Source organism: Pseudoxanthomonas sp. GW2, assembly GCF_000283075.1.
Classification (GTDB): domain Bacteria; phylum Pseudomonadota; class Gammaproteobacteria; order Xanthomonadales; family Xanthomonadaceae; genus Pseudoxanthomonas.
On record NZ_ALIP01000130.1, the window covers coordinates 16,398 to 33,655 of the forward strand.

A 17,258-nucleotide genomic window follows, 5' to 3' on the forward strand; every position below is an offset into this window, starting at 1 on the left:
CAAGCGATTCTGTTCATGCCGGCACCGGCGCGCGCCGGTATCCTTGGCCCATGCAGGAATCCTTGAACGCCACGCCGTCGCGCGCCGGCAGCGCGACCGTGGCGCGCGATGCGTTGTCCGTGCTGCGCCAGGTGTTCGGCTACGACGCCTTCCGCGGCCAGCAACGGGACATCATCGAACACGTCGCCGCCGGCAACGACGCCCTGGTGCTGATGCCCACCGGCGGCGGCAAGTCGCTGTGCTACCAGGTGCCGGCGCTGTTGCGCGAGGGCACCGGCATCGTGGTCTCGCCGCTGATCGCGCTGATGCAGGACCAGGTCGAAGCGCTGCTGCAGCTGGGCGTGCGCGCCGCCTGCCTCAACTCGACCCTGGACGCCGAACAGGCCCGGCAGGTCGAGCGCGAACTGCTCGACGGCACGCTCGACCTGCTCTACGTCGCCCCGGAGCGGCTGCTGACACCGCGCTTCCTGTCGCTGCTGGAGCGCAGCCGCATCGCCCTGTTCGCGATCGACGAAGCCCACTGCGTCTCGCAGTGGGGCCACGACTTCCGCCCCGAGTACCGCGAGCTGACGGTGCTGCACGAGCGCTGGCCGCAGGTACCGCGCATCGCCCTGACCGCCACCGCCGACCCGCCCACCCGGCGCGAGATCGCCGAGCGCCTGGCGCTGGAGGAAGCGCGTTGCTTCCTCAGCTCCTTCGACCGCCCGAACATCCGCTATTCGGTGGCGCACAAGGACAACCCGCGGCGGCAGCTGCTGGACTTCCTCGGCGGGCATCGCGGCGAATCGGGCATCGTCTACTGCCTGTCCCGGCGCAAGGTCGAGGAGACCGCGCAGTTCCTCGCCGGCCAGGGCATCGCCGCCCTGCCCTACCACGCCGGCCTGCCGGCCGAGGTGCGCGCCGGGAACCAGCGCCGCTTCCTGCGCGAGGACGGCATCGTGATGTGCGCGACCATCGCCTTCGGCATGGGCATCGACAAGCCGGACGTGCGCTTCGTCGCCCACCTGGACCTGCCCAAGTCGATCGAGGGCTATTACCAGGAGACCGGCCGCGCCGGCCGCGACGGCGAGCCGGCCGAGGCCTGGATGGGCTACGGCCTGGGCGACGTGGTCCTGCTGCGGCAGATGATCGAGCAGTCCGAGGCCGGCGAGGAACGCAAGCGCCTGGAACGGCGCAAGCTGGACCAGCTGCTGGGCTATTGCGAGACCGCCGGCTGCCGCCGCCAGGCGCTGCTGGCCGCGTTCGGCGAGGCCTACCAGGCGCCGGATGGCCGCCAGGGCTGCGGCAACTGCGACAACTGCCTGCAGCCGGTGCGCACCTGGGATGCGACCGAGGCTGCGCGCAAGGCGCTCAGCTGCGTGTACCGCACCGGCCAGCGTTTCGGCGCCGCGCACCTGATCGAGGTGCTGCGCGGCGCGGACACCGAGAAGATCCGCCAGTTCCGCCACCACGAACTGTCCACCTACGGCATCGGCAGCGACCTGGACGCCAATACCTGGCGCAGCGTGTTCCGCCAGCTGGTGGTCGCCGGGCTGCTGGAGGTCGATGCCGAGGGCCACGGCGGCCTGCGCCTGGGCGCGGCCGCGCGGCCGGTGCTCAAGGGCGAGCGCCAGGTGCTGATGCGCGAGGAACCGGCGCGCCGTTCCGGCCGCGGCGGCAGCGACCGCCCGAGCCAGAGCACGCTGCATGTGGATTCGTACGATCGCCCGCTGTTCGACGCCCTGCGCGCCTGGCGCGCCGCGCTGGCGCGCGAGCAGAACGTGCCGGCCTACGTGATCTTCCACGACCGCACCCTGCGCGACATCGCCCAGCTGCGCCCGGCCACGATCGGCGAACTGGCGCGGGTCGGCGGCGTCGGCGGCGGCAAGCTGGCGCGCTACGGCCAGGACGTGCTGGACGTGATCCGCGAGTACGGCTAGCGCTTCGCGGTGCCGGGCTCAGCGCGTCGGCTGCGGCAGGTTGGCCTGGATCCTGGCCAGCAGCGCTTCCAGCCCGGATTCCGGCTCGCCGGACAGGCGCCTGCGCACCTCCTGCTCGACCGCCGGCTCCAGCGCCGCCAGCAACCGCACCTCGCCGGCCACGTGCGCGGCCACCGGCACGCCGTCGCGGAACAGCAAGCGTGCGCCGCCGATGCGCGGCACCTTGTCCCCGGCCAACACCGTGCCCGACAGGTTCAGCGGATCCAGTGCGCTGACTTCCACCAGCTGCCCGTCCGGCGGCCGGTTGCGCACCTTGCGCAGCGGCGCGATCGCCTCCGGCAGCGCGAACTGCTCGCCACTCAGGCCCTCGATGAAGCGTCCGCCGCGCACCTCGCCGCGCGCCTCCAGGCGGTGGTAGACGCGCAGCAGCTCGCGCCACGGCGGCAGCCAGGCCGCCTCGCGTTCGAGGATGCGCCAGCCGACCACGCCATAGCGGCGCAAGAGCACCCGCGCCACGTGTTCCACCGCCTCCGGGTCCGGGCGCCGGCGGCCACCGTCTTCCGCCGCCGCGGGCCGGCGCACCAGGGCCCAGCGCCCGGCATCCTCGATCGCGTTGAGTGCACCGCGACGGCGGCCGCGCCCCGGCGAGGGCCGCTTCGACGGCGGCACCAGCAGCGCGCGCAGCCCTGCGAAGCTGTCGCAATGGGCCATGCCGCGCGCCACCAGCTCGGCCAGCGCGTCTTCCAGCTCGGTGCGCAGCAGGCCGGTGGCGTCCAGCAGTTCGTCGAAGAACGAGGCGCCATGCGTGGCCAGGCAGTCGGCCACCTTGCGTGCGCGCGAGGACAGTCCCGGCAGCCCGGGATCCAGCGGCGGCGCCAGCGCCGCCCAGTGGCCGACATGCCGGCGCGGCAGCAGCAGCACCGGGGTATTGCGCAGCGAGGTACCGGCGCGGTTGCCCTCGGCCTCGTTGCCGGCGGCACGCAACCGGGTCCATAGCGTGCGCCCGCCGCTGCACAGGTCGTCCAGCCAGGCCGGCGCGTAGTCGCGCAGCCGCGCCGGCAGGAGCTCCGCTTCCCAGGCCGGGGCCGGTGCCTCGTAGCCTTCCAGCTGCGCCAGCACGCCGGCCAGCGCATCCGGCCCGCTCACCCGCGCCTCCGGCGCCACCCGCTGCCACTGGAACAGGAAGCGCATGAAGTCGCGCGGCGCCACCGGCTCGATCTCGCGGCGCAGGCGCTTCAGGGTGAGGCGATGGATGCGCGCGAGCAGGTAGCGTTCGCACCACTCCTGCGCCGGCGCGCCGGGGCTGAAGCGCCCCTGCATCGCATAGCCCTCGCTCTGCAGGGCCAGCAATGCCTGTTCGACCGCGGCCGGCGGCAGGGCCAGGCTGGTGGCCAGTGCCGCCACGGTCACCGGCCCCAGCCCGGTCAGGCGTGCGCGCAGCAGGGCGATCGCCGCCCCCTCGGCAGTCCAGGCCACGCGCGCGAACTCATCCGGCGCCGCGAGCGCGGGTTCCCGCCGCGCCTGCGGATGCAGCGCCAGCAGCTGTGGCAGGCGCTCGGCCGCCACCCACCAGCGCTGGCCGCCGGCTTCCACGCAGGCGGCGCGGCCGTCGCCGGCCAGCGCCTGCAACAGCGCCGGCCACTGCGGTTCGCGCGCCACCTCTTCGCCAGTGACGAAGCCCAGCCCGGTCAGCACCTCGTGCATGCCGTCGGCGTCGCGCGCCTGCGGCCAGGCCTCGCGTCGCACCTGCCCGATCGCTTCGGTGTCCAGGCGCCCCAGGTCCGAAGCCGATTCCGGATCGGCGTAGCGCCGCGCCTGCACCGCCTGGGTACGGCGTTCCTCCAGCGGCGCATCGTCAAGGAAGGCATAGGGCCGCGCATTGAGCGCCTCAGCCGCCAGCGGCGAAGGCGCGGCCAGGTCACGCGCCACCACCGCGATGCGCCCGGACTCCAGCCCGCGCAGCAGCTCCAGCCAGCCGTCCAGGTCCATGGCCTCGTGCAGGCAGTCGTGCAGGGTCTGCGCCACCAGTGGATGGTCCGGCACCTGGCGCTCGCCGACGATGTTCTCCAGGCAGGCGACCTGGTCGGGGAACACCGTGGCCAGCAGGTCCTCGGACTTCATCCGCTGCAGTTGCGGGGGCACCCGCTTGCCGCCGCCGGAATAGCGCGGCAGGGCCAGCGCGGTGCCCGCGTTCCAGCGCCAGCGCACGGCGAACATCGGCGCGTCCAGCAGCGCCTGCACCAGCACGTCGGTGGCCGAGGACGAATGCAGGTACCTGGCCACCTCGGCCAGCGGGAAGCTGTGGCTGGTGGACAGCGACAGCACGATCGCGTCCTCGGTGGCCGCGGCCTGCAACTCGAAGTTGAACTGGCGGCAGAAGCGCTTGCGCAGCGCCAGGCCCCAGGCGCGGTTGATCCGGCTGCCCCAGGGGCTGTGCACCACCAGGTGGGTGGAGCCGGTCTCGTCGAAGAAGCGCTCCAGCACGATCGCGTCCTGGGTGGGCATGGCACCCAGCGCCACCAGGCTGGCGCCGAGGTAGTCGACCAGCTGGCGCGCGGCTTCCGCGCCGAGCCTGACGTCCTCCTGCAGCCACCGGCGCGCCGCGGCGATGCCCTCCGGCGCCAGCGGCGCCTCCGCCTGCGCGGCATCCGCGCCACGCAGCCGCGCGGCCACTTCCGCGCGCAGGCGCGACACGCCCAGTGACAGCTCGTCGCTGCGCCCGGGCGCCTCGCCCAGCCAGAACGGGATGCTGGGCGGCTGGCCCTGCGCGTCCTCGACCCGCACCTTGCCGGACTCGACCCGCAGGATGCGGTAGCTGGCATTGCCCAGCTGGAACACGTCGCCGGCCATGCTCTCGACCGCGAAGTCCTCGTTGACCGTGCCGACGAAGGTCGACTGCGGTTCCAGCACCACGGCGTAGTCGCCGGCTTCGGGGATGGTGCCGCCGGACATGCCCGCCACCCGGCGCGCACCCTCGCGGCCGCGCAGGCGGCGGTGCACGGCATCGCGGTGGACCCAGCCGGCGCGCGCGCCGCGGCGGTCGCTGAAGCCGTTGGCCAGCATCGCCACCACCTCGTCGTAGCGACCACGCTGCAGCCGCGCGTATGGCCAGGCCCGGCGCAGGCGTTCGAACAGCGCGTCCTCGTCCCACTCGGCGGCGGCGACCTCGGCCACGATCTGCTGCGCCAGCACGTCCAGCGGCGCTTCCGGGATCCGCAGTGCATCCAGCTCGCCGCGGCGCACGCAGTCCAGCAGCGCGGCGCATTCGACCAGGTCGTCGCGGGTGGTGGGGAACAGGCACGCGCGCGGCACGCCGCCGACATGGTGGCCGGCGCGCCCGGCGCGCTGCAGGAAGGCGGCGATCGAGCGCGGCGAGCCGAACTGGCACACCAGGTCCACGTCGCCGATGTCCAGGCCCAGCTCCAGCGAGGCGGTGGCGACCAGCACCTGCAGCTGCCCGGCCTTGAGCTTCTGCTCGGCGGCCAGGCGCAGTTCCTTCGACAGGCTGCCGTGGTGGGTGGCGACCGCGTCATGGCCAAGCAGGCGCCCCAGGTGGAACGCGGCGCGCTCGGCCATGCGCCTGGTATTCACGAACACCAGCGTCGTGCGGTGCTCGCGCACCAGCTCGGCAACGCGCAGGTAGACCTGCTCCCACTGGTCGTTGGACATCACCGCCGACAGCGGCGTGGGCGGCAGTTCCAGGGCCAGGTCGCGCTGGCGGGTGTAGCCGATATCGACGATGGCGCAGTCGGGGGCGTCGCGCTTCGCGCTACCGCCATGCACCGCGCCGCCGCGCTGCCAGCCGCCGCCAGCGGCGGGCAGGCGGTCGCGGCCGGGATGCACGTTGCCGGCGCCCACCAGGAAGCGCGCCACCTCCTCCACCGGCTTCTGCGTGGCCGAAAGGCCGATCCGCACCAGCGGCCGCGCGCACAGCGCCTCCAGCCGTTCCAGCGACAGCGCAAGGTGGCTGCCGCGCTTGTTGCCGGCCAGGGCATGGATCTCGTCCACGATCACGCTGCGCACCGTGCGCAGCATCGCCCGACCGGATTCGGAGCCCAGCAGCACGTACAACGACTCGGGCGTGGTCACCAGGATATGCGGCGGCCTGCGCCGCAGCCGCGCACGCTCCGACTGCGGGGTGTCGCCGGTGCGCACGGCAGTGCGGATCCCCACCTCGGGCAGGCCCAGTTCGCGCAGCGCCACGCCGATGCCGGCCAGCGGTGCTTCCAGGTTCAGGGCGATGTCGTTGGACAACGCCTTGAGCGGGGAGACATAGACCACCCGGGTCTCGTCCGCCAGCCCGCCCTGCTCCAGGGCTTCGCGCACCAGGGCGTCGATCGCGGCAAGGAAGGCGGTCAGGGTCTTGCCCGAGCCGGTCGGCGCGGCCACCAGGGTGCTGCGCCCGGCCATGATCGCCGGCCACGCCGCGGCCTGGGCCTCGGTCGGGCCCGGGAAGGCGGCGTCGAACCAGCGGGCGACGGCGGGATGGAAGGCGGCGGTGCTCATGGGGCCCGGGAACGGCCTGCGACGCGCGGGCGCGGGGGGGTGTGCAGGAGGACTATGGGCCCGCCAGGCGATGGCTTCAACGCGGCCTCCGCGCCCGTCGCGCTGCCGTTCAGCGGCGCGGTGGCCGGGAACGCCAGGGACGCGGTATGGTCGCCGACAGGGGAGGACTCAGCGTGACCCGATGGCCGCCCCCCGCGGCCGGAGAGAATGCAATGGTGAAGGAAAACCCTCGGCAGCCCGCACCCCAACGGGCAGGACTGCAGCAACGCCTTCACGATTTCGGGAAGGCGTACCGCAAGGCAAGGCAATGGCGTTCCCCCCCCGTCACCGCGCTGCTGGCGGCATGGCGATTCGCGCTGACGGGTGACAGTGGCCGTTTCGTGTCGCACGACGGGGCGCGGCTGTCGCGGATTTATCGCGGCGAGGACTGAAGCGCTCCGTTCCCGACCGGCAGCCACGCCGGCTCACCACGTCGTCCGACGCTGCACGCGGCCGGGACGGGCGTTCTCGTCCCTGCGCCGCGCGTGCCGGCTTCCGCGCACCGGCGTGGTGCGGCAGCCTCCCTTTTTCCGTGCTCAGCGGCGGTAGACGTCGTCGCTGGTCCTGTTGGCCTGGATCGTGCGCACCGACTGCGTGCTGCGCACGTCGCCGCATTCGCTGCAGGCACGGGTGACCACGACCTGGTAACGCTCCTCGGTCCAGCTCTCCTTGCGCACCAGGGTCTTGCCTTCGTTGGGGCCGGAGATCGAGCGCCCCACCACCGACTCGCGCCGGCGCGGCGTGGCCGCGACCAGGGTTTCCTCGCGGCCGGTCTCGGATACCGCGTACGGCGCGCCGCAGGCCGCGCAGCGCGCGTCCGCGGCCAGCCAGGCCTCCATCGGCAGCCGTCCGGCGTACCAGGCGAACGGCGCCGCACCGGCGATGAACACGTAGCGCAGCACCGGGTAATCGCGCGCCAGCCAGAACCACAGGATGGCGGCGACCGCGATCACCGCCATCGTCCCGGCGACCAGGCCGTAGGCGTGGATCCGGTTCCTGTGGGCCACCTGTTCGGCGCTCAGCGCCGCCTCGTCTGCGCTCATCCTCAGCTCCGGGTAGGGGCGTGGGCAACAAAAAACCCCGTGCGGCGACGGGGTCCAGGGCGACCGGCCTGGCAGGCCGGCGCGGAAGCAATGGTGGGCCGTGTTGGAATCGAACCAACGACCAGCGGATTAAAAGTCCGATGCTCTACCGACTGAGCTAACGGCCCACGGAGCCCGGCCAGGCCGGGGCCGCGCATTTTACCCGATCAGGCGGCTGCTGCGCCTGCCGGCGGCAACGGCGGCGTCCGCCGGCGACGCGCGCCTCAGCCGGCGGCCGCGACGTAGCGGGTCGGATCGGCCACGCCGGCGGCGGCAAAGCCGGCCGCGCGCAGCTGGCAGGCGTCGCAGTGGCCGCAGGCGCGGCCCTGCTCATCGGCGCGGTAGCAGGACACGGTCTGGGCGAAGTCCACGCCCAGGCGCAGGCCCTCGCGCACGATTTCGTCCTTGCCCATGCGGATCAGCGGTGCGTGCACGCGGATGCCCGCGCCTTCCACGCCGGCCTTGGTGGCCAGGTTGGCCAGCCGCTCGAAGGCCGCGACGAACTCCGGGCGGCAGTCCGGGTAGCCGGAATAGTCCACCGCGTTGACGCCGCAGAAGATGTCGGCCGCGCCCAGCACCTCGGCCCAGCCCAGCGCCACCGACAGCATGATGGTGTTGCGCGCCGGCACGTAGGTGACCGGGATGCCCTCGCCGCCGGCCTCCGGCACCTCGATGTCGTCGGTCAGCGCCGAGCCGCCGATGCTGCGCAGGTCGATGGCCACGGTCTTGTGCTCGACCGCGCCCAGGGCGCTGGCCACGCGCGCGGCGGCATCCAGTTCGGAGGTATGGCGCTGGCCATAGCGCACGCTCAACGCGTGCACGGCGAATCCCTGTTCGCGGGCGATGGCCAGGACGACGGCCGAATCCATGCCACCGGAGACGAGGGCGACGGCTTTCTTCATGGGAACTGCTTTGTGTGGGGTGGCCCATTGTAGGGCCGCATCCGGGTCAGCGCCCCGGCTCGTCGTTCCAGAGGATCTTGTGCAGCTGCATCTGGAAGCGCACCGGCAGGCGGTCGGCGACGATCCAGTCGGCCAGGTCGCGCGCCTCCAGCTGGCCCTTGGAGGGCGAGAACAGCACGTCGCAGCGTGCGGCCAGGCCGTGCTCGGCGACCATGTCGCGCGCCCACTCGTAGTCGGCGCGGCCGCACAGCACGAACTTGACCTGGTCGCGCGCGGTCAGCAGCGGGAGGTTCTCCAGGCGGTTGCGCGCCATCTCGGCCGAACCGGGGGTCTTGAGGTCGACTACCCGCGACACCCGCGGGTCGACCCCGGCGATGTCCAGCGCGCCGGAGGTCTCCAGCGAGACGTCGTAGCCGGCGTCGCACAGGCGCCGCAGCAGGTCCAGGCAGCGCTTCTGCGCCAGCGGCTCGCCACCGGTCACGCAGACGTGGCGCACGCCATGGCGGGCGACCTCGGCGAGGATGTCGTCGACCTCCCACCACTGCCCGCCATGGAAGGCGTAGGCGGTATCGCAGTACTGGCAGCGCAGTGGGCAGCCGGTCAGGCGCACGAACACGGTCGGCCAGCCGGCGGCGTTGGCCTCGCCCTGCAGGGACAGGAAGATCTCGGTGATCCGCAGGCGGTTCTGCGGAGTGGGGGTATTCATGGGGCAATTGTAAGCCCACGGGCCCGTGGCCATGGCCGCCGGCGCCGGAACGAAGCGCGGCAAGCGGGCGCAAGCGCGGCATGCGGCGCATGCCGGGGCTGGAAGCGGAATGTGGCGGTCGCCCGCGGGGCGACGCGGATCAGCGCAGCTGGCTGATCTGGATCGAGCGCAGGCGGTCGGCGGCGATCCGCGCGGCATCGCTGCCCGGATACTGCGATTCGACCTGCTGCAGGGTGGCCTGGGCCTGGCGCACCTCGCCTTCGCCGAACTGGGACAGGCCCAGCTTCAGCAGCGCGCCGGGCGCCTTGTCGTGGGTCGGGTAGCGCTCCATCAGGGCGCGGAACTGCTGCCCGGCCAGGGCGTAGTTGCCGGTGGCGTAGTAGCTCTCGCCCAGCCAGTACAGGGCGTTGGGCGCGTAGACACCGGCCGGATGCGTGTCCAGGAAGGCCTGGAAGGCCTCGGCCGAACGGGCGTAGTCACCGGCCTTGAGGGTATTGAACGCGGCCTCGTAAGCGGCGCGCTCGTCGGCACCCAGGGCCAGCGAGCCCGGATCGCCATGGACCCGCGGGGCATCACTGCCGGCGGTGGCCGTCGCGGCCGGGGCAGCCGGTGCGGTGGGCGCGGCGGCGCCGGTGGTGGCGGCCGGCGGTGCGGGCAGTTCCCCGCCTTCCAGGCGGTTGAGGCGGCCGTCCAGGTCCAGGTACTGGTCGCGGCTGCGCTGCTGCATCTGCTGCTGTTCGTACTGCAGCTGTTCCAGCGCCGAGCGCAGTTCCTGCACCTCGCTGCGCAGCTGCGCCAGCTGGTTGAGCAGGTCCTGGGTGGCCTGGGTGTTGTTGGCCTGTGCCTCGAGCCGTGCGACCCGGTCGGCCAGGCTCAGCTTCTGCGCAGACGCGGGCGTGGCGGCCGCGAGGGCCGCCACGACCAGCATCATGCCGATGGCACGAGGGCGAAGCATCGCTTAGCGAGCGGTGTAGACGATCTCGACGCGACGGTTCTGCGCCCAGCAGCTCTCGGTCGACTCGGTGCAGACCGGACGCTCCTCGCCATAGCTCACGACCTCCAGCTGGCTGGCCGAACCGCCGGCCGCCTGCAGGGCGGAGTTGACGGCGTTGCCGCGGCGCTCGCCCAGGCCCTGGTTGTAGGCGCGGCTGCCGCGCTCGTCGGCATGGCCCTGCAGGGTGATGCGCGAGGACGGACGGTCACGCAGGTACTTGGCGTGGCAGGCGACGATGGCCTGGAACTCCGGCTTCAGGGCGTCCTGGTCGAAGTCGAAGTACACGACGCGCTGGCGCAGGCAGGCATCGGTATCCAGGTCTTCCGGACCATAACGGCCGTCGTCGGCGACCGGGGCGGTCGGGGCGGGAGTCGGCGCCGGTTCAGGAGCCGGCTGCTCCTTGACCTTCTTGGAGCAGCCCGCGAGGGCTGCAACGGACAGGAGGGAAACCAGCAGAACGCGGGTGGAACTGTTCATGATCATTTCCTTGTGATGCACAGTGGGTGGTGGTTGAGATAAGCGTGCAACGGGCGAATCTTACAACCGATTTTTAACGCGCGCTGCGGTAGGGCGACCACGCAGGTTCGCGCACGTCGCCGTCGGCCAGGACCAGGCGCTGGCGCACCCGGGCGTCGGCCGAAACTGCGTACAGCACTCCCCGGCCACCCTCGCGCGCGGCGTAGATCAGCATGCTGCCGTTGGGGGCGAAACTCGGAGACTCGTCCAGGGAGCCGGTGGAGATGGTGCTCCAGCGGGGCGCGCCCAGGCTGGAGTCCATCAGTGCGATGCGGTAGGTGTTGCCCGAGCCCTGGGCGACCGCGATCTTCTTGCCGTCCGGCGAGATGGTCGCGGTGGCGTTGTAGTTGCCCTGGAAGGTCACCCGGGTGGCGGCGCCGCCGCTGGACGGCACCTGGTAGATCTGCGGGCGGCCGCCGCGGTCGGAGGTGAAGTAGATGGTGGAACCGTCGGCGCTCCAGGTCGGCTCGGTATCGATGCCGAAGTGGTTGGTCAGCTGGGTCAGCTGCTTGCTGGCCAGGTCCATCACGTAGATCTCGGGGTTGCCGCTGCGCGACAGCGACAGGGCCAGCTTGCGCCCGTCCGGCGAGAACGACGGCGCGCTGTTGATGCCGCGGAAGCTGGAGACCAGCTCGCGCGCACCGGTGGCGATGTCCTGGATGTAGATGGAGGAGTTGCCGCGCTCGAAGCTGACGTAGGCCAGCTTGCGCCCGTCCGGGCTCCACGCCGGCGACAGCAGCGGCTCGGCCGAGCGCACCACCACCTGCGGGTTCCAGCCGTCGGAGTCGGCCACCACCAGCGCGTAGCGCATCGCGCCGCCGGTGCCGCTGGCGGTGACGTAGGCGATGCGGGTCCAGAACGCGCCGCGCACGCCGAGGATCTTCTCGTAGATCGCGTCGGCCATCTGGTGGGCGACGTCGCGCATGGCGCTGGCGCGCGCGGTCATCGCCAGGCCCAGCAGGCGCTCGGAACGGGCCACGTCGAACAGCTCGTACTCGACGCGGTAGCCACCCTCGCCGGCGTCCAGCACGCGGCCGACCACCAGGTAGTCCTGCTTGAGCTGGCGCCAGGTGGGGTACTGGATCTCGCCGCCGCGGGTCGGGCGCTCGACCATCTGCTCCACCGGCAGGGTGCGGAACTGGCCCGAGCGCGCCAGGTCGTCGCGCACCACTTTGGCCACGTCGGTCTGCGGCGGGGTGCCGCCGCCCTCGTACGGCATCGGCACCACTGCGATCGGCAGCGCCGAGGCGTTGCCGCCGATGATGTCGATCTCCAGGCCCTGCTGCTGGGCGGTCGCCAGGCCCGGCACGACCAGGCAGACAAGCAGGAAGAACCAGCGCAGGGATGCTTTCATGGGCAGGGCTTGGACACTCTTGGGGGACGCTAGGGATACCAGCGCTGGCGTGAACATATTCGCAATCATGAACGAAAACCGCGTGAACACCCAGCCAACGGCCTGAACCGTCCGCGGCCGCCGCCGGCGGGCACGACCCCGCGACCGGGGGCTTCCCTGGCTACGGAGCGCGGCGGCCGACAAAGACCGCCATGGAAGGAAGAAGTTCCCACGTCCGCCTCAGCGGTCCCGGGCCTCGAAGTTCAGGATCAGGGTGCGCTGGAACACCGATTCGAAGCCGCGGTAGGGCAGCGGCTGGGCGCGCAGGACGGCCGCCTCCAGCGAGCGCTGGCCGGCCTCGTCGTAGGGGCAGCCGGGCTGCACCTTCACGTCGATCACCTCGCCACCGGGCAGCTGGCGGATCTGCACCCGGCAGCGCTGGCCCAGGGGCACGGTGTCCGGGCGGATCCACTGGTTGGTCACCGCCTGCTGGATCGCGGCGGCGTACTTGGCGGTCAGGTCCTCGCTGGTGCCGCCCTGCCCCGGCGAGCCCTGGCTGGCCTGGGCAGGCGCGGACTGGCGCTGCTGGACCTGCTGCAGCTGGCGCAGGCGCTGCTCGGCGCGCTCGGCCTCGCGCGCGGCCTGCTCGCGCTGGCGGCGGATCTCGGCCAGCTTCTTCTGGCGCTCGGCCTCCTCGGCCTGGGCGGCCAGGCGGCGCTGGTTCTCGGCTTCCTTCTGCCGCTGCTGTTCGGTCAGGTCGATCTGCTGCTGGCGGCGGCGCTCTTCCTGTTCCTTCTCGGCCTTTTCCTTGGCGATCGCGTCGCGGCGGGCCTCGTCCTGGTCGACGGTGTCCGGCTGCGGGATGAAGTCCTGGGCCTTCTGCTGCGGCTGCACCGTGGCGTCCTGCGGACGCGGCTCGGGCAGCGGCTGCGGCGGTGGCACGGTTTCCTCGGGCGCGGTCTCGGCCACCGGCTCCGGCAGCGGCTCCGGCTTGGGCGCTTCCTCGGCGCGGCGCTGGGCCGCGGCCAGGTCGGCCGGGCTCATCACCAGCGAGGCCTCGATCGCCGGGGAACCGGCCGCCGGCTCCACCTTGCGCTGTGGCGACCACCACCAGGCCAGCCAGAACAGCAGGGCCACGCCGATGTGCAGGGCAAGCGCCAGCAGCAGCGGGCCGGCAAGGCCGCTCTCGCGGTCTTCGGGGCGATGGTAGAAGGCGTCGGCGTGCATGCTCACCTGCGGGCCGGCCTCAGCGACCGCCCGGCTGGCTCATCAGGCTCACCCGCGGCACGCCGGCGGCCTGCACCAGGACCATGGTGTCCATCACCTTCTGGTACTCCACCCCGCCCGGGGCGGCGACGAACACCGGCAAGTCCTTGTTCTGGGCCACGAACGCCGCCAGCCGCGCGCTCAGCTCGGTGGCGTCGATCGGCTGCGCCTTGCCGCCTTCCAGGGTCAGGAAGTAGCGGCCCTCGGCGTCCACGGTGACGATCACCGGGTCCTTCTTGCTGTCCACCGAGCGGGCGTTGGACTTGGGCAGGTCCACGTCCACGCTCAGGCTCAGCAGCGGGGCGGTGACCATGAAGATGATCAGCAGCACCAGCATCACGTCGATGTAGGGAACGACGTTGATCTCGGACTTGAGCTTGCGGCGCTTGTGCCGGGCGAATGTGCTCATGGCGTGCTCCCGTCGGGGCGGCGGCTCATTCGTCGCCGCCGGCCTGGCGCTGCAGGATCGAACTGAACTCGTCGGCGAAGCTCTCGTAGCGCTGCGACAGGCGCTCGACCCGGGTGGTGTAGCGGTTGTAGGCCCACACCGCGGGGATGGCCACGAACAGGCCGATGGCGGTGGCGAACAGCGCCTCGGAAATGCCCGGCGCCACCGAGGCGATGCCGACCTGCTGGCCCTGGCTGACCATGTCGTGCATGGTCACCATGATGCCGAACACGGTGCCGACCAGGCCCGCGTACGGGGCGGGGGAGCCGATGTTGGCCAGCAGCTCCAGGTTGCGCTCCAGCTGGCCGACCTCGCGGGTGAAGGCCACGCGCATGGCGCGCTGCGCGCCCTCGAGCTGGGCGCGGCCGTCGTGGCGGCGCTTGTCGCGCAGGCGCGCGAACTCGCGGAAACCCGCCTCGAAGATCGCCTCCAGGCCCACGACCACGCGGTTGCGGTCGGTCGCCGCGGCGTACAGCTTGCCGAGGTCGGCGCCGGACCAGAACCGGTTCTCGAACTCGTCCGCTTCCTGGTCGGCGCGCTTGAACGCGCCCAGCTTGCGGAAAATGATCACCCAGCTGATCAGCGAACCGGCCAGCAGCAGCAGCACGATCAGCTTGACCGGCAGGCTCGCCCGCAGCATCAGGTCCAGGTAGTTGATGCCGCCATGGGCGGCGGTAGCCGCCGCCTCGGTGGCCGCCGCGGCCGCGTCCGGCGGCAGTGCCTCCACCACGGTGGCCAGCAGGGCCAGGCTCGATCCGATCATCCTTTGTTCCTCAATGGCTTCGTCTTGGTGCAATGCCAGCGGGGCGATGGCCCCGCCGCGGGCGATACGGTCAGCGCATCGGACCGGCCTGCAGCGTCCGGAGTTCCTCGTACAGCGCCGGGTCCATCGGGCAGGGCCGGAAATCGGCCGCGCGCAGGGACGCCACCTTGACCTCGGCCTCCAGCAGGGTCTCCTCCCCGCGCAGGATGCGCTGGGAGAACACCACGCTGGCGCGGCCGAGCCGGGACACTTCCGCGGTTACCTCGAGCAGGTCGTCCAGCCGCGCCGGGCGCAGGAAGTCCAGCCGCATCGAGTGGACCGCGAATACCAGTCCGGCCGCCTGCAGGGCGTGCTGGCCACGGCCCATGGCGCGCAACGCGTCGCTGCGCGCGCGCTCCAGGAAGGCCACGTAGCGGGCGTGGTAGACCACGCCACCGGCGTCGGTATCTTCCCAGTAAACCCGTATCGGAATGCTGAACATCGGCAGGGGAGGCAGCGTCCAAGCGCGAAAGCATGACGCTTCCGCGCCCCTTCGGCCAGCCCCTGCGTCACTGGCGCATCGCCATCGATCCGCACCACGGGCCCATCAGCCCGCCGCCCTGCCCGGCCAGCCGCCAGCACAAACCCCAGCCCGGCAAACCCGGCCGGAGCCATGCCCCAGCGCCCCTCTCGCCGGCATGGCAGGAGCCGCGGCGGGACGGACGGAGGGGGGCAGGCTGCCGGCGCCCCCACCGGCAGCCTGCCTGCCGCCTTCCTCCCCTGGAAAGCCATCCGCCGCCCGTCCCGCCGGGGACCTCACAGCCAGACACAGTCCCAGAAGGGGTAATCCATCAGTTCCGAGGCCAGCCCGGCCTGCAGCGGGGCCACCAGCAGGCGCCGCGCCACCGCCCGCGGGTCCTCGTCGGGCGCCAGCTCGCGCGCCTTGAAGCCCGGTTCCCACAGCGGCCCGGCACGGAACAGGGTCTTGTTGACCTGCACTGCGCTGCAGGACTTCATCCGGCTGACCGCCTTCTCCATCGGCATCTGCTCGCCGCCCTGGACCAGCCACGCCACCCGGTCCGGCAGCAGCACCCAGGCCAGCAGCCGGGCATCGCCCAGCGCCGCCGGGTCGCGGAAGGCGCGCACGGCCGTCCAGGCCACGTGGAAGTCGGCAAAGCAGGCGTATCGGCCACGGGTCACCACGGACACGTGGAAGACACCGCCTTGCAGCGGAACGTCGGACCCCTCCTCCACCAGGATGCCGGGGCCGGGATTGGCGACTGGCATGTCCATGCGCCGAGATTGGCGCGCCGACAGGCCCGAAAAAAGCGGGAAAATCCGCGCCATCAAGTAGGAATCCGCCGATCATCGACTTTCGGATGAGGGCACGGCGGCGGCCGGCGCCGCGGACCGGCGACGCATGTCCGCGCCAGCCGATCCGAGGGTGCCTGGCCGGACCGGTACGGCTGCGCGCGCAGTGGCCGCGGCAGCCGGGCGGTGCCTCCGGTGGCCGGGCGCGATCTGCCGCGACCAAGGCAGCCGGCGCGGCCAGCCGCCGGCCACCGGCCTACGGTCGCCGCCGCACCACGGCGACAACCCGGGCCGGCCCGCACGGATGGCGGGGCGTCGGGTACTCAGTCCTTGGTGACGCGGTTGATCTCGGCCAGGCTGGTGATGCCCTGGCGGACCTTGAGCAGGGCCGACTGGCGCAGGTCGCGCACGCCGGCCTTCTGCGCCACCTCGGCGATCTGCATGGCGTTGCCGCCGGCCAGGACGATGGCCTGGATCTCCTCGCTCATCGGCATCACCTGGTAGATGCCGACGCGACCCTTGTAGCCCTCGGTGCACTCCTCGCAGCCCACCGGCTCGTACACGGGGAAGCCCTCGCGGATCTCCTCCGGGGGGAAGCCCTCGGCCAGCAGGGCGTGCTCGGGCAGGTCCACCGGGCGCTTGCACTTGGAGCACAGCCGGCGCGCCAGGCGCTGGGCGATCACCAGGGTCACCGACGAGGTGATGTTGTAGGGCGCGATGCCCATGTTCATCAGGCGCGCGATGGTCTGCGGCGCGTCGTTGGTGTGCAGGGTCGACAGCACCATGTGGCCGGTCTGCGCGGCCTTGATCGCGATCTCGGCGGTCTCCAGGTCGCGGATCTCGCCGACCATGATCACGTCCGGGTCCTGGCGCAGGAAGCTGCGCAGGGCCGCGGCGAAGGTCATGCCGCGCTTGTTGTTCTGCTGGACCTGGTTGACGCCGGGCAGGCGGATTTCGACCGGGTCCTCGGCGGTGGAGATGTTGCGGGTCTCGTCGTTGAGGATGCCCAGCGCGGTGTACAGCGACACCGTCTTGCCCGAGCCGGTCGGGCCGGTGACCAGGACCATGCCGTAGGGCTTGTGGATCGCGTCCAGGAACAGCTTCTGCTGCTCCGGCTCGTAGCCGAGCTTGTCGATGCCCAGCTTGGCCGCGCTGCCGTCGAGGATACGCAGCACCACCTTCTCGCCGAACAGGGTCGGCAGGGTGCTGACACGGAAGTCCACCTGCTTGGTCTTCGACAGGTTGAGCTTGATGCGGCCGTCCTGCGGCACGCGCTTCTCGGCGATGTCCAGCTGCGCCATGACCTTCAGGCGCGCGGCGATGCGCTGGTTGAGCTTGACCGGGGCCCGCGCCACGGTCTTGAGCAGGCCGTCGATGCGCAGGCGCACGCGGTAGTCGGTTTCGTAGGGCTCGAAGTGGATGTCCGAGGCGCCGCGGCGGATGGCGTCAACCAGGACCTTGTTGACGAACTTGACCACCGGCGTGTCGTCGCCC

At 71.9% G+C, this 17,258-nt stretch carries 14 protein-coding genes, 1 tRNA gene and 1 pseudogene; 2 read left to right on the top strand and 14 right to left on the bottom strand.

The window, feature by feature from the left end:
- Window positions 1-50 precede the first annotated feature (50 nt).
- Window positions 51-1,919: a DNA helicase RecQ gene (recQ, locus tag B351_RS0111770; protein WP_019399246.1), complete on the top strand. Its 1,869-nt coding sequence runs from the start codon at window positions 51-53 to the stop codon at window positions 1,917-1,919.
- 18 nt (window positions 1,920-1,937) lie between these two features.
- On the opposite strand, the gene B351_RS0111775 is transcribed toward recQ, so the two are convergent.
- Window positions 1,938-6,425 carry a DEAD/DEAH box helicase gene (locus B351_RS0111775; RefSeq protein WP_019399247.1) on the bottom strand — a complete coding sequence of 1,496 codons (4,488 nt, stop codon included), beginning with the start codon at window positions 6,423-6,425 and terminating at the stop codon, window positions 1,938-1,940.
- Window positions 6,426-6,637: 212 nt separating this feature from the next.
- Here B351_RS0111775 and B351_RS17675 point away from each other — a divergent pair, with 212 nt between their 5' ends.
- On the top strand, window positions 6,638-6,856 hold the full coding sequence (locus B351_RS17675) for a hypothetical protein (protein ID WP_125076004.1): 219 nt from the start codon (window positions 6,638-6,640) through the stop codon (window positions 6,854-6,856).
- A 144-nt stretch (window positions 6,857-7,000) separates the two neighbouring features.
- On the opposite strand, the gene B351_RS0111780 is transcribed toward B351_RS17675, so the two are convergent.
- The 13 genes and pseudogenes from B351_RS0111780 to pilB form a co-directional block, all read right to left on the bottom strand.
- Window positions 7,001-7,507 carry a hypothetical protein gene (locus tag B351_RS0111780; protein WP_019399248.1) on the bottom strand — a complete coding sequence of 169 codons (507 nt, stop codon included), beginning with the start codon at window positions 7,505-7,507 and terminating at the stop codon, window positions 7,001-7,003.
- Window positions 7,508-7,598: 91 nt separating this feature from the next.
- Window positions 7,599-7,674, bottom strand: a tRNA-Lys gene (locus B351_RS0111785).
- Window positions 7,675-7,770: 96 nt separating this feature from the next.
- A pseudogene (gene queC, locus B351_RS0111790) lies at window positions 7,771-8,469 on the bottom strand (7-cyano-7-deazaguanine synthase QueC); the annotation flags it as partial.
- 25 nt (window positions 8,470-8,494) lie between these two features.
- The gene (queE, locus tag B351_RS0111795; protein WP_019399250.1) at window positions 8,495-9,154 is read right to left on the bottom strand and encodes a 7-carboxy-7-deazaguanine synthase QueE; all 660 of its coding nucleotides are present in this window, start codon (window positions 9,152-9,154) and stop codon (window positions 8,495-8,497) included.
- A 139-nt stretch (window positions 9,155-9,293) separates the two neighbouring features.
- Window positions 9,294-10,082, bottom strand: a complete 789-nt coding sequence (gene ybgF / locus B351_RS0111800) for a tol-pal system protein YbgF (protein WP_026010650.1) — start codon at window positions 10,080-10,082, stop codon at window positions 9,294-9,296.
- Window positions 10,083-10,112: 30 nt separating this feature from the next.
- Window positions 10,113-10,625 carry a peptidoglycan-associated lipoprotein Pal gene (gene pal, locus B351_RS0111805; RefSeq protein WP_026010651.1) on the bottom strand — a complete coding sequence of 171 codons (513 nt, stop codon included), beginning with the start codon at window positions 10,623-10,625 and terminating at the stop codon, window positions 10,113-10,115.
- Window positions 10,626-10,698: 73 nt separating this feature from the next.
- Complete coding sequence (gene tolB, locus B351_RS0111810) at window positions 10,699-12,018, bottom strand: Tol-Pal system beta propeller repeat protein TolB (RefSeq protein WP_019399253.1); 1,320 nt, start codon at window positions 12,016-12,018, stop codon at window positions 10,699-10,701.
- A 219-nt stretch (window positions 12,019-12,237) separates the two neighbouring features.
- Window positions 12,238-13,224, bottom strand: coding sequence for a cell envelope integrity protein TolA (gene tolA, locus B351_RS0111815; protein ID WP_019399254.1), 987 nt, complete (start codon window positions 13,222-13,224; stop codon window positions 12,238-12,240).
- 19 nt (window positions 13,225-13,243) lie between these two features.
- Complete coding sequence (tolR, locus tag B351_RS0111820) at window positions 13,244-13,672, bottom strand: protein TolR (RefSeq protein WP_019399255.1); 429 nt, start codon at window positions 13,670-13,672, stop codon at window positions 13,244-13,246.
- A 25-nt stretch (window positions 13,673-13,697) separates the two neighbouring features.
- Window positions 13,698-14,474, bottom strand: coding sequence for a protein TolQ (tolQ, locus tag B351_RS0111825; protein WP_019399256.1), 777 nt, complete (start codon window positions 14,472-14,474; stop codon window positions 13,698-13,700).
- A gap of 70 nt (window positions 14,475-14,544) precedes the next feature.
- Window positions 14,545-14,955, bottom strand: coding sequence for a tol-pal system-associated acyl-CoA thioesterase (gene ybgC / locus B351_RS0111830; protein ID WP_019399257.1), 411 nt, complete (start codon window positions 14,953-14,955; stop codon window positions 14,545-14,547).
- Window positions 14,956-15,269: 314 nt separating this feature from the next.
- On the bottom strand, window positions 15,270-15,746 hold the full coding sequence (locus tag B351_RS0111835; RefSeq protein ID WP_019399258.1) for a transposase: 477 nt from the start codon (window positions 15,744-15,746) through the stop codon (window positions 15,270-15,272).
- A 341-nt stretch (window positions 15,747-16,087) separates the two neighbouring features.
- Window positions 16,088-17,258: type IV-A pilus assembly ATPase PilB (gene pilB, locus B351_RS0111840; protein ID WP_019399259.1), on the bottom strand; the 1,171-nt coding region annotated here is incomplete at its 5' end.

Coding starts and splice junctions, on each gene's coding strand:
- recQ (WP_019399246.1), top strand. CDS start 51: ATGCAGGAATCCTTGAACGCCACGCCGTCGCGCGCCGGCAGCGCGACC.
- B351_RS0111775 (WP_019399247.1), bottom strand. CDS start 6,425: ATGAGCACCGCCGCCTTCCATCCCGCCGTCGCCCGCTGGTTCGACGCC.
- B351_RS17675 (WP_125076004.1), top strand. CDS start 6,638: ATGGTGAAGGAAAACCCTCGGCAGCCCGCACCCCAACGGGCAGGACTG.
- B351_RS0111780 (WP_019399248.1), bottom strand. CDS start 7,507: ATGAGCGCAGACGAGGCGGCGCTGAGCGCCGAACAGGTGGCCCACAGG.
- queE (WP_019399250.1), bottom strand. CDS start 9,154: ATGAATACCCCCACTCCGCAGAACCGCCTGCGGATCACCGAGATCTTC.
- ybgF (WP_026010650.1), bottom strand. CDS start 10,082: ATGCTGGTCGTGGCGGCCCTCGCGGCCGCCACGCCCGCGTCTGCGCAG.
- pal (WP_026010651.1), bottom strand. CDS start 10,625: ATGAACAGTTCCACCCGCGTTCTGCTGGTTTCCCTCCTGTCCGTTGCA.
- tolB (WP_019399253.1), bottom strand. CDS start 12,018: ATGAAAGCATCCCTGCGCTGGTTCTTCCTGCTTGTCTGCCTGGTCGTG.
- tolA (WP_019399254.1), bottom strand. CDS start 13,224: ATGCACGCCGACGCCTTCTACCATCGCCCCGAAGACCGCGAGAGCGGC.
- tolR (WP_019399255.1), bottom strand. CDS start 13,672: ATGAGCACATTCGCCCGGCACAAGCGCCGCAAGCTCAAGTCCGAGATC.
- tolQ (WP_019399256.1), bottom strand. CDS start 14,474: ATGATCGGATCGAGCCTGGCCCTGCTGGCCACCGTGGTGGAGGCACTG.
- ybgC (WP_019399257.1), bottom strand. CDS start 14,955: ATGTTCAGCATTCCGATACGGGTTTACTGGGAAGATACCGACGCCGGT.
- B351_RS0111835 (WP_019399258.1), bottom strand. CDS start 15,746: ATGGACATGCCAGTCGCCAATCCCGGCCCCGGCATCCTGGTGGAGGAG.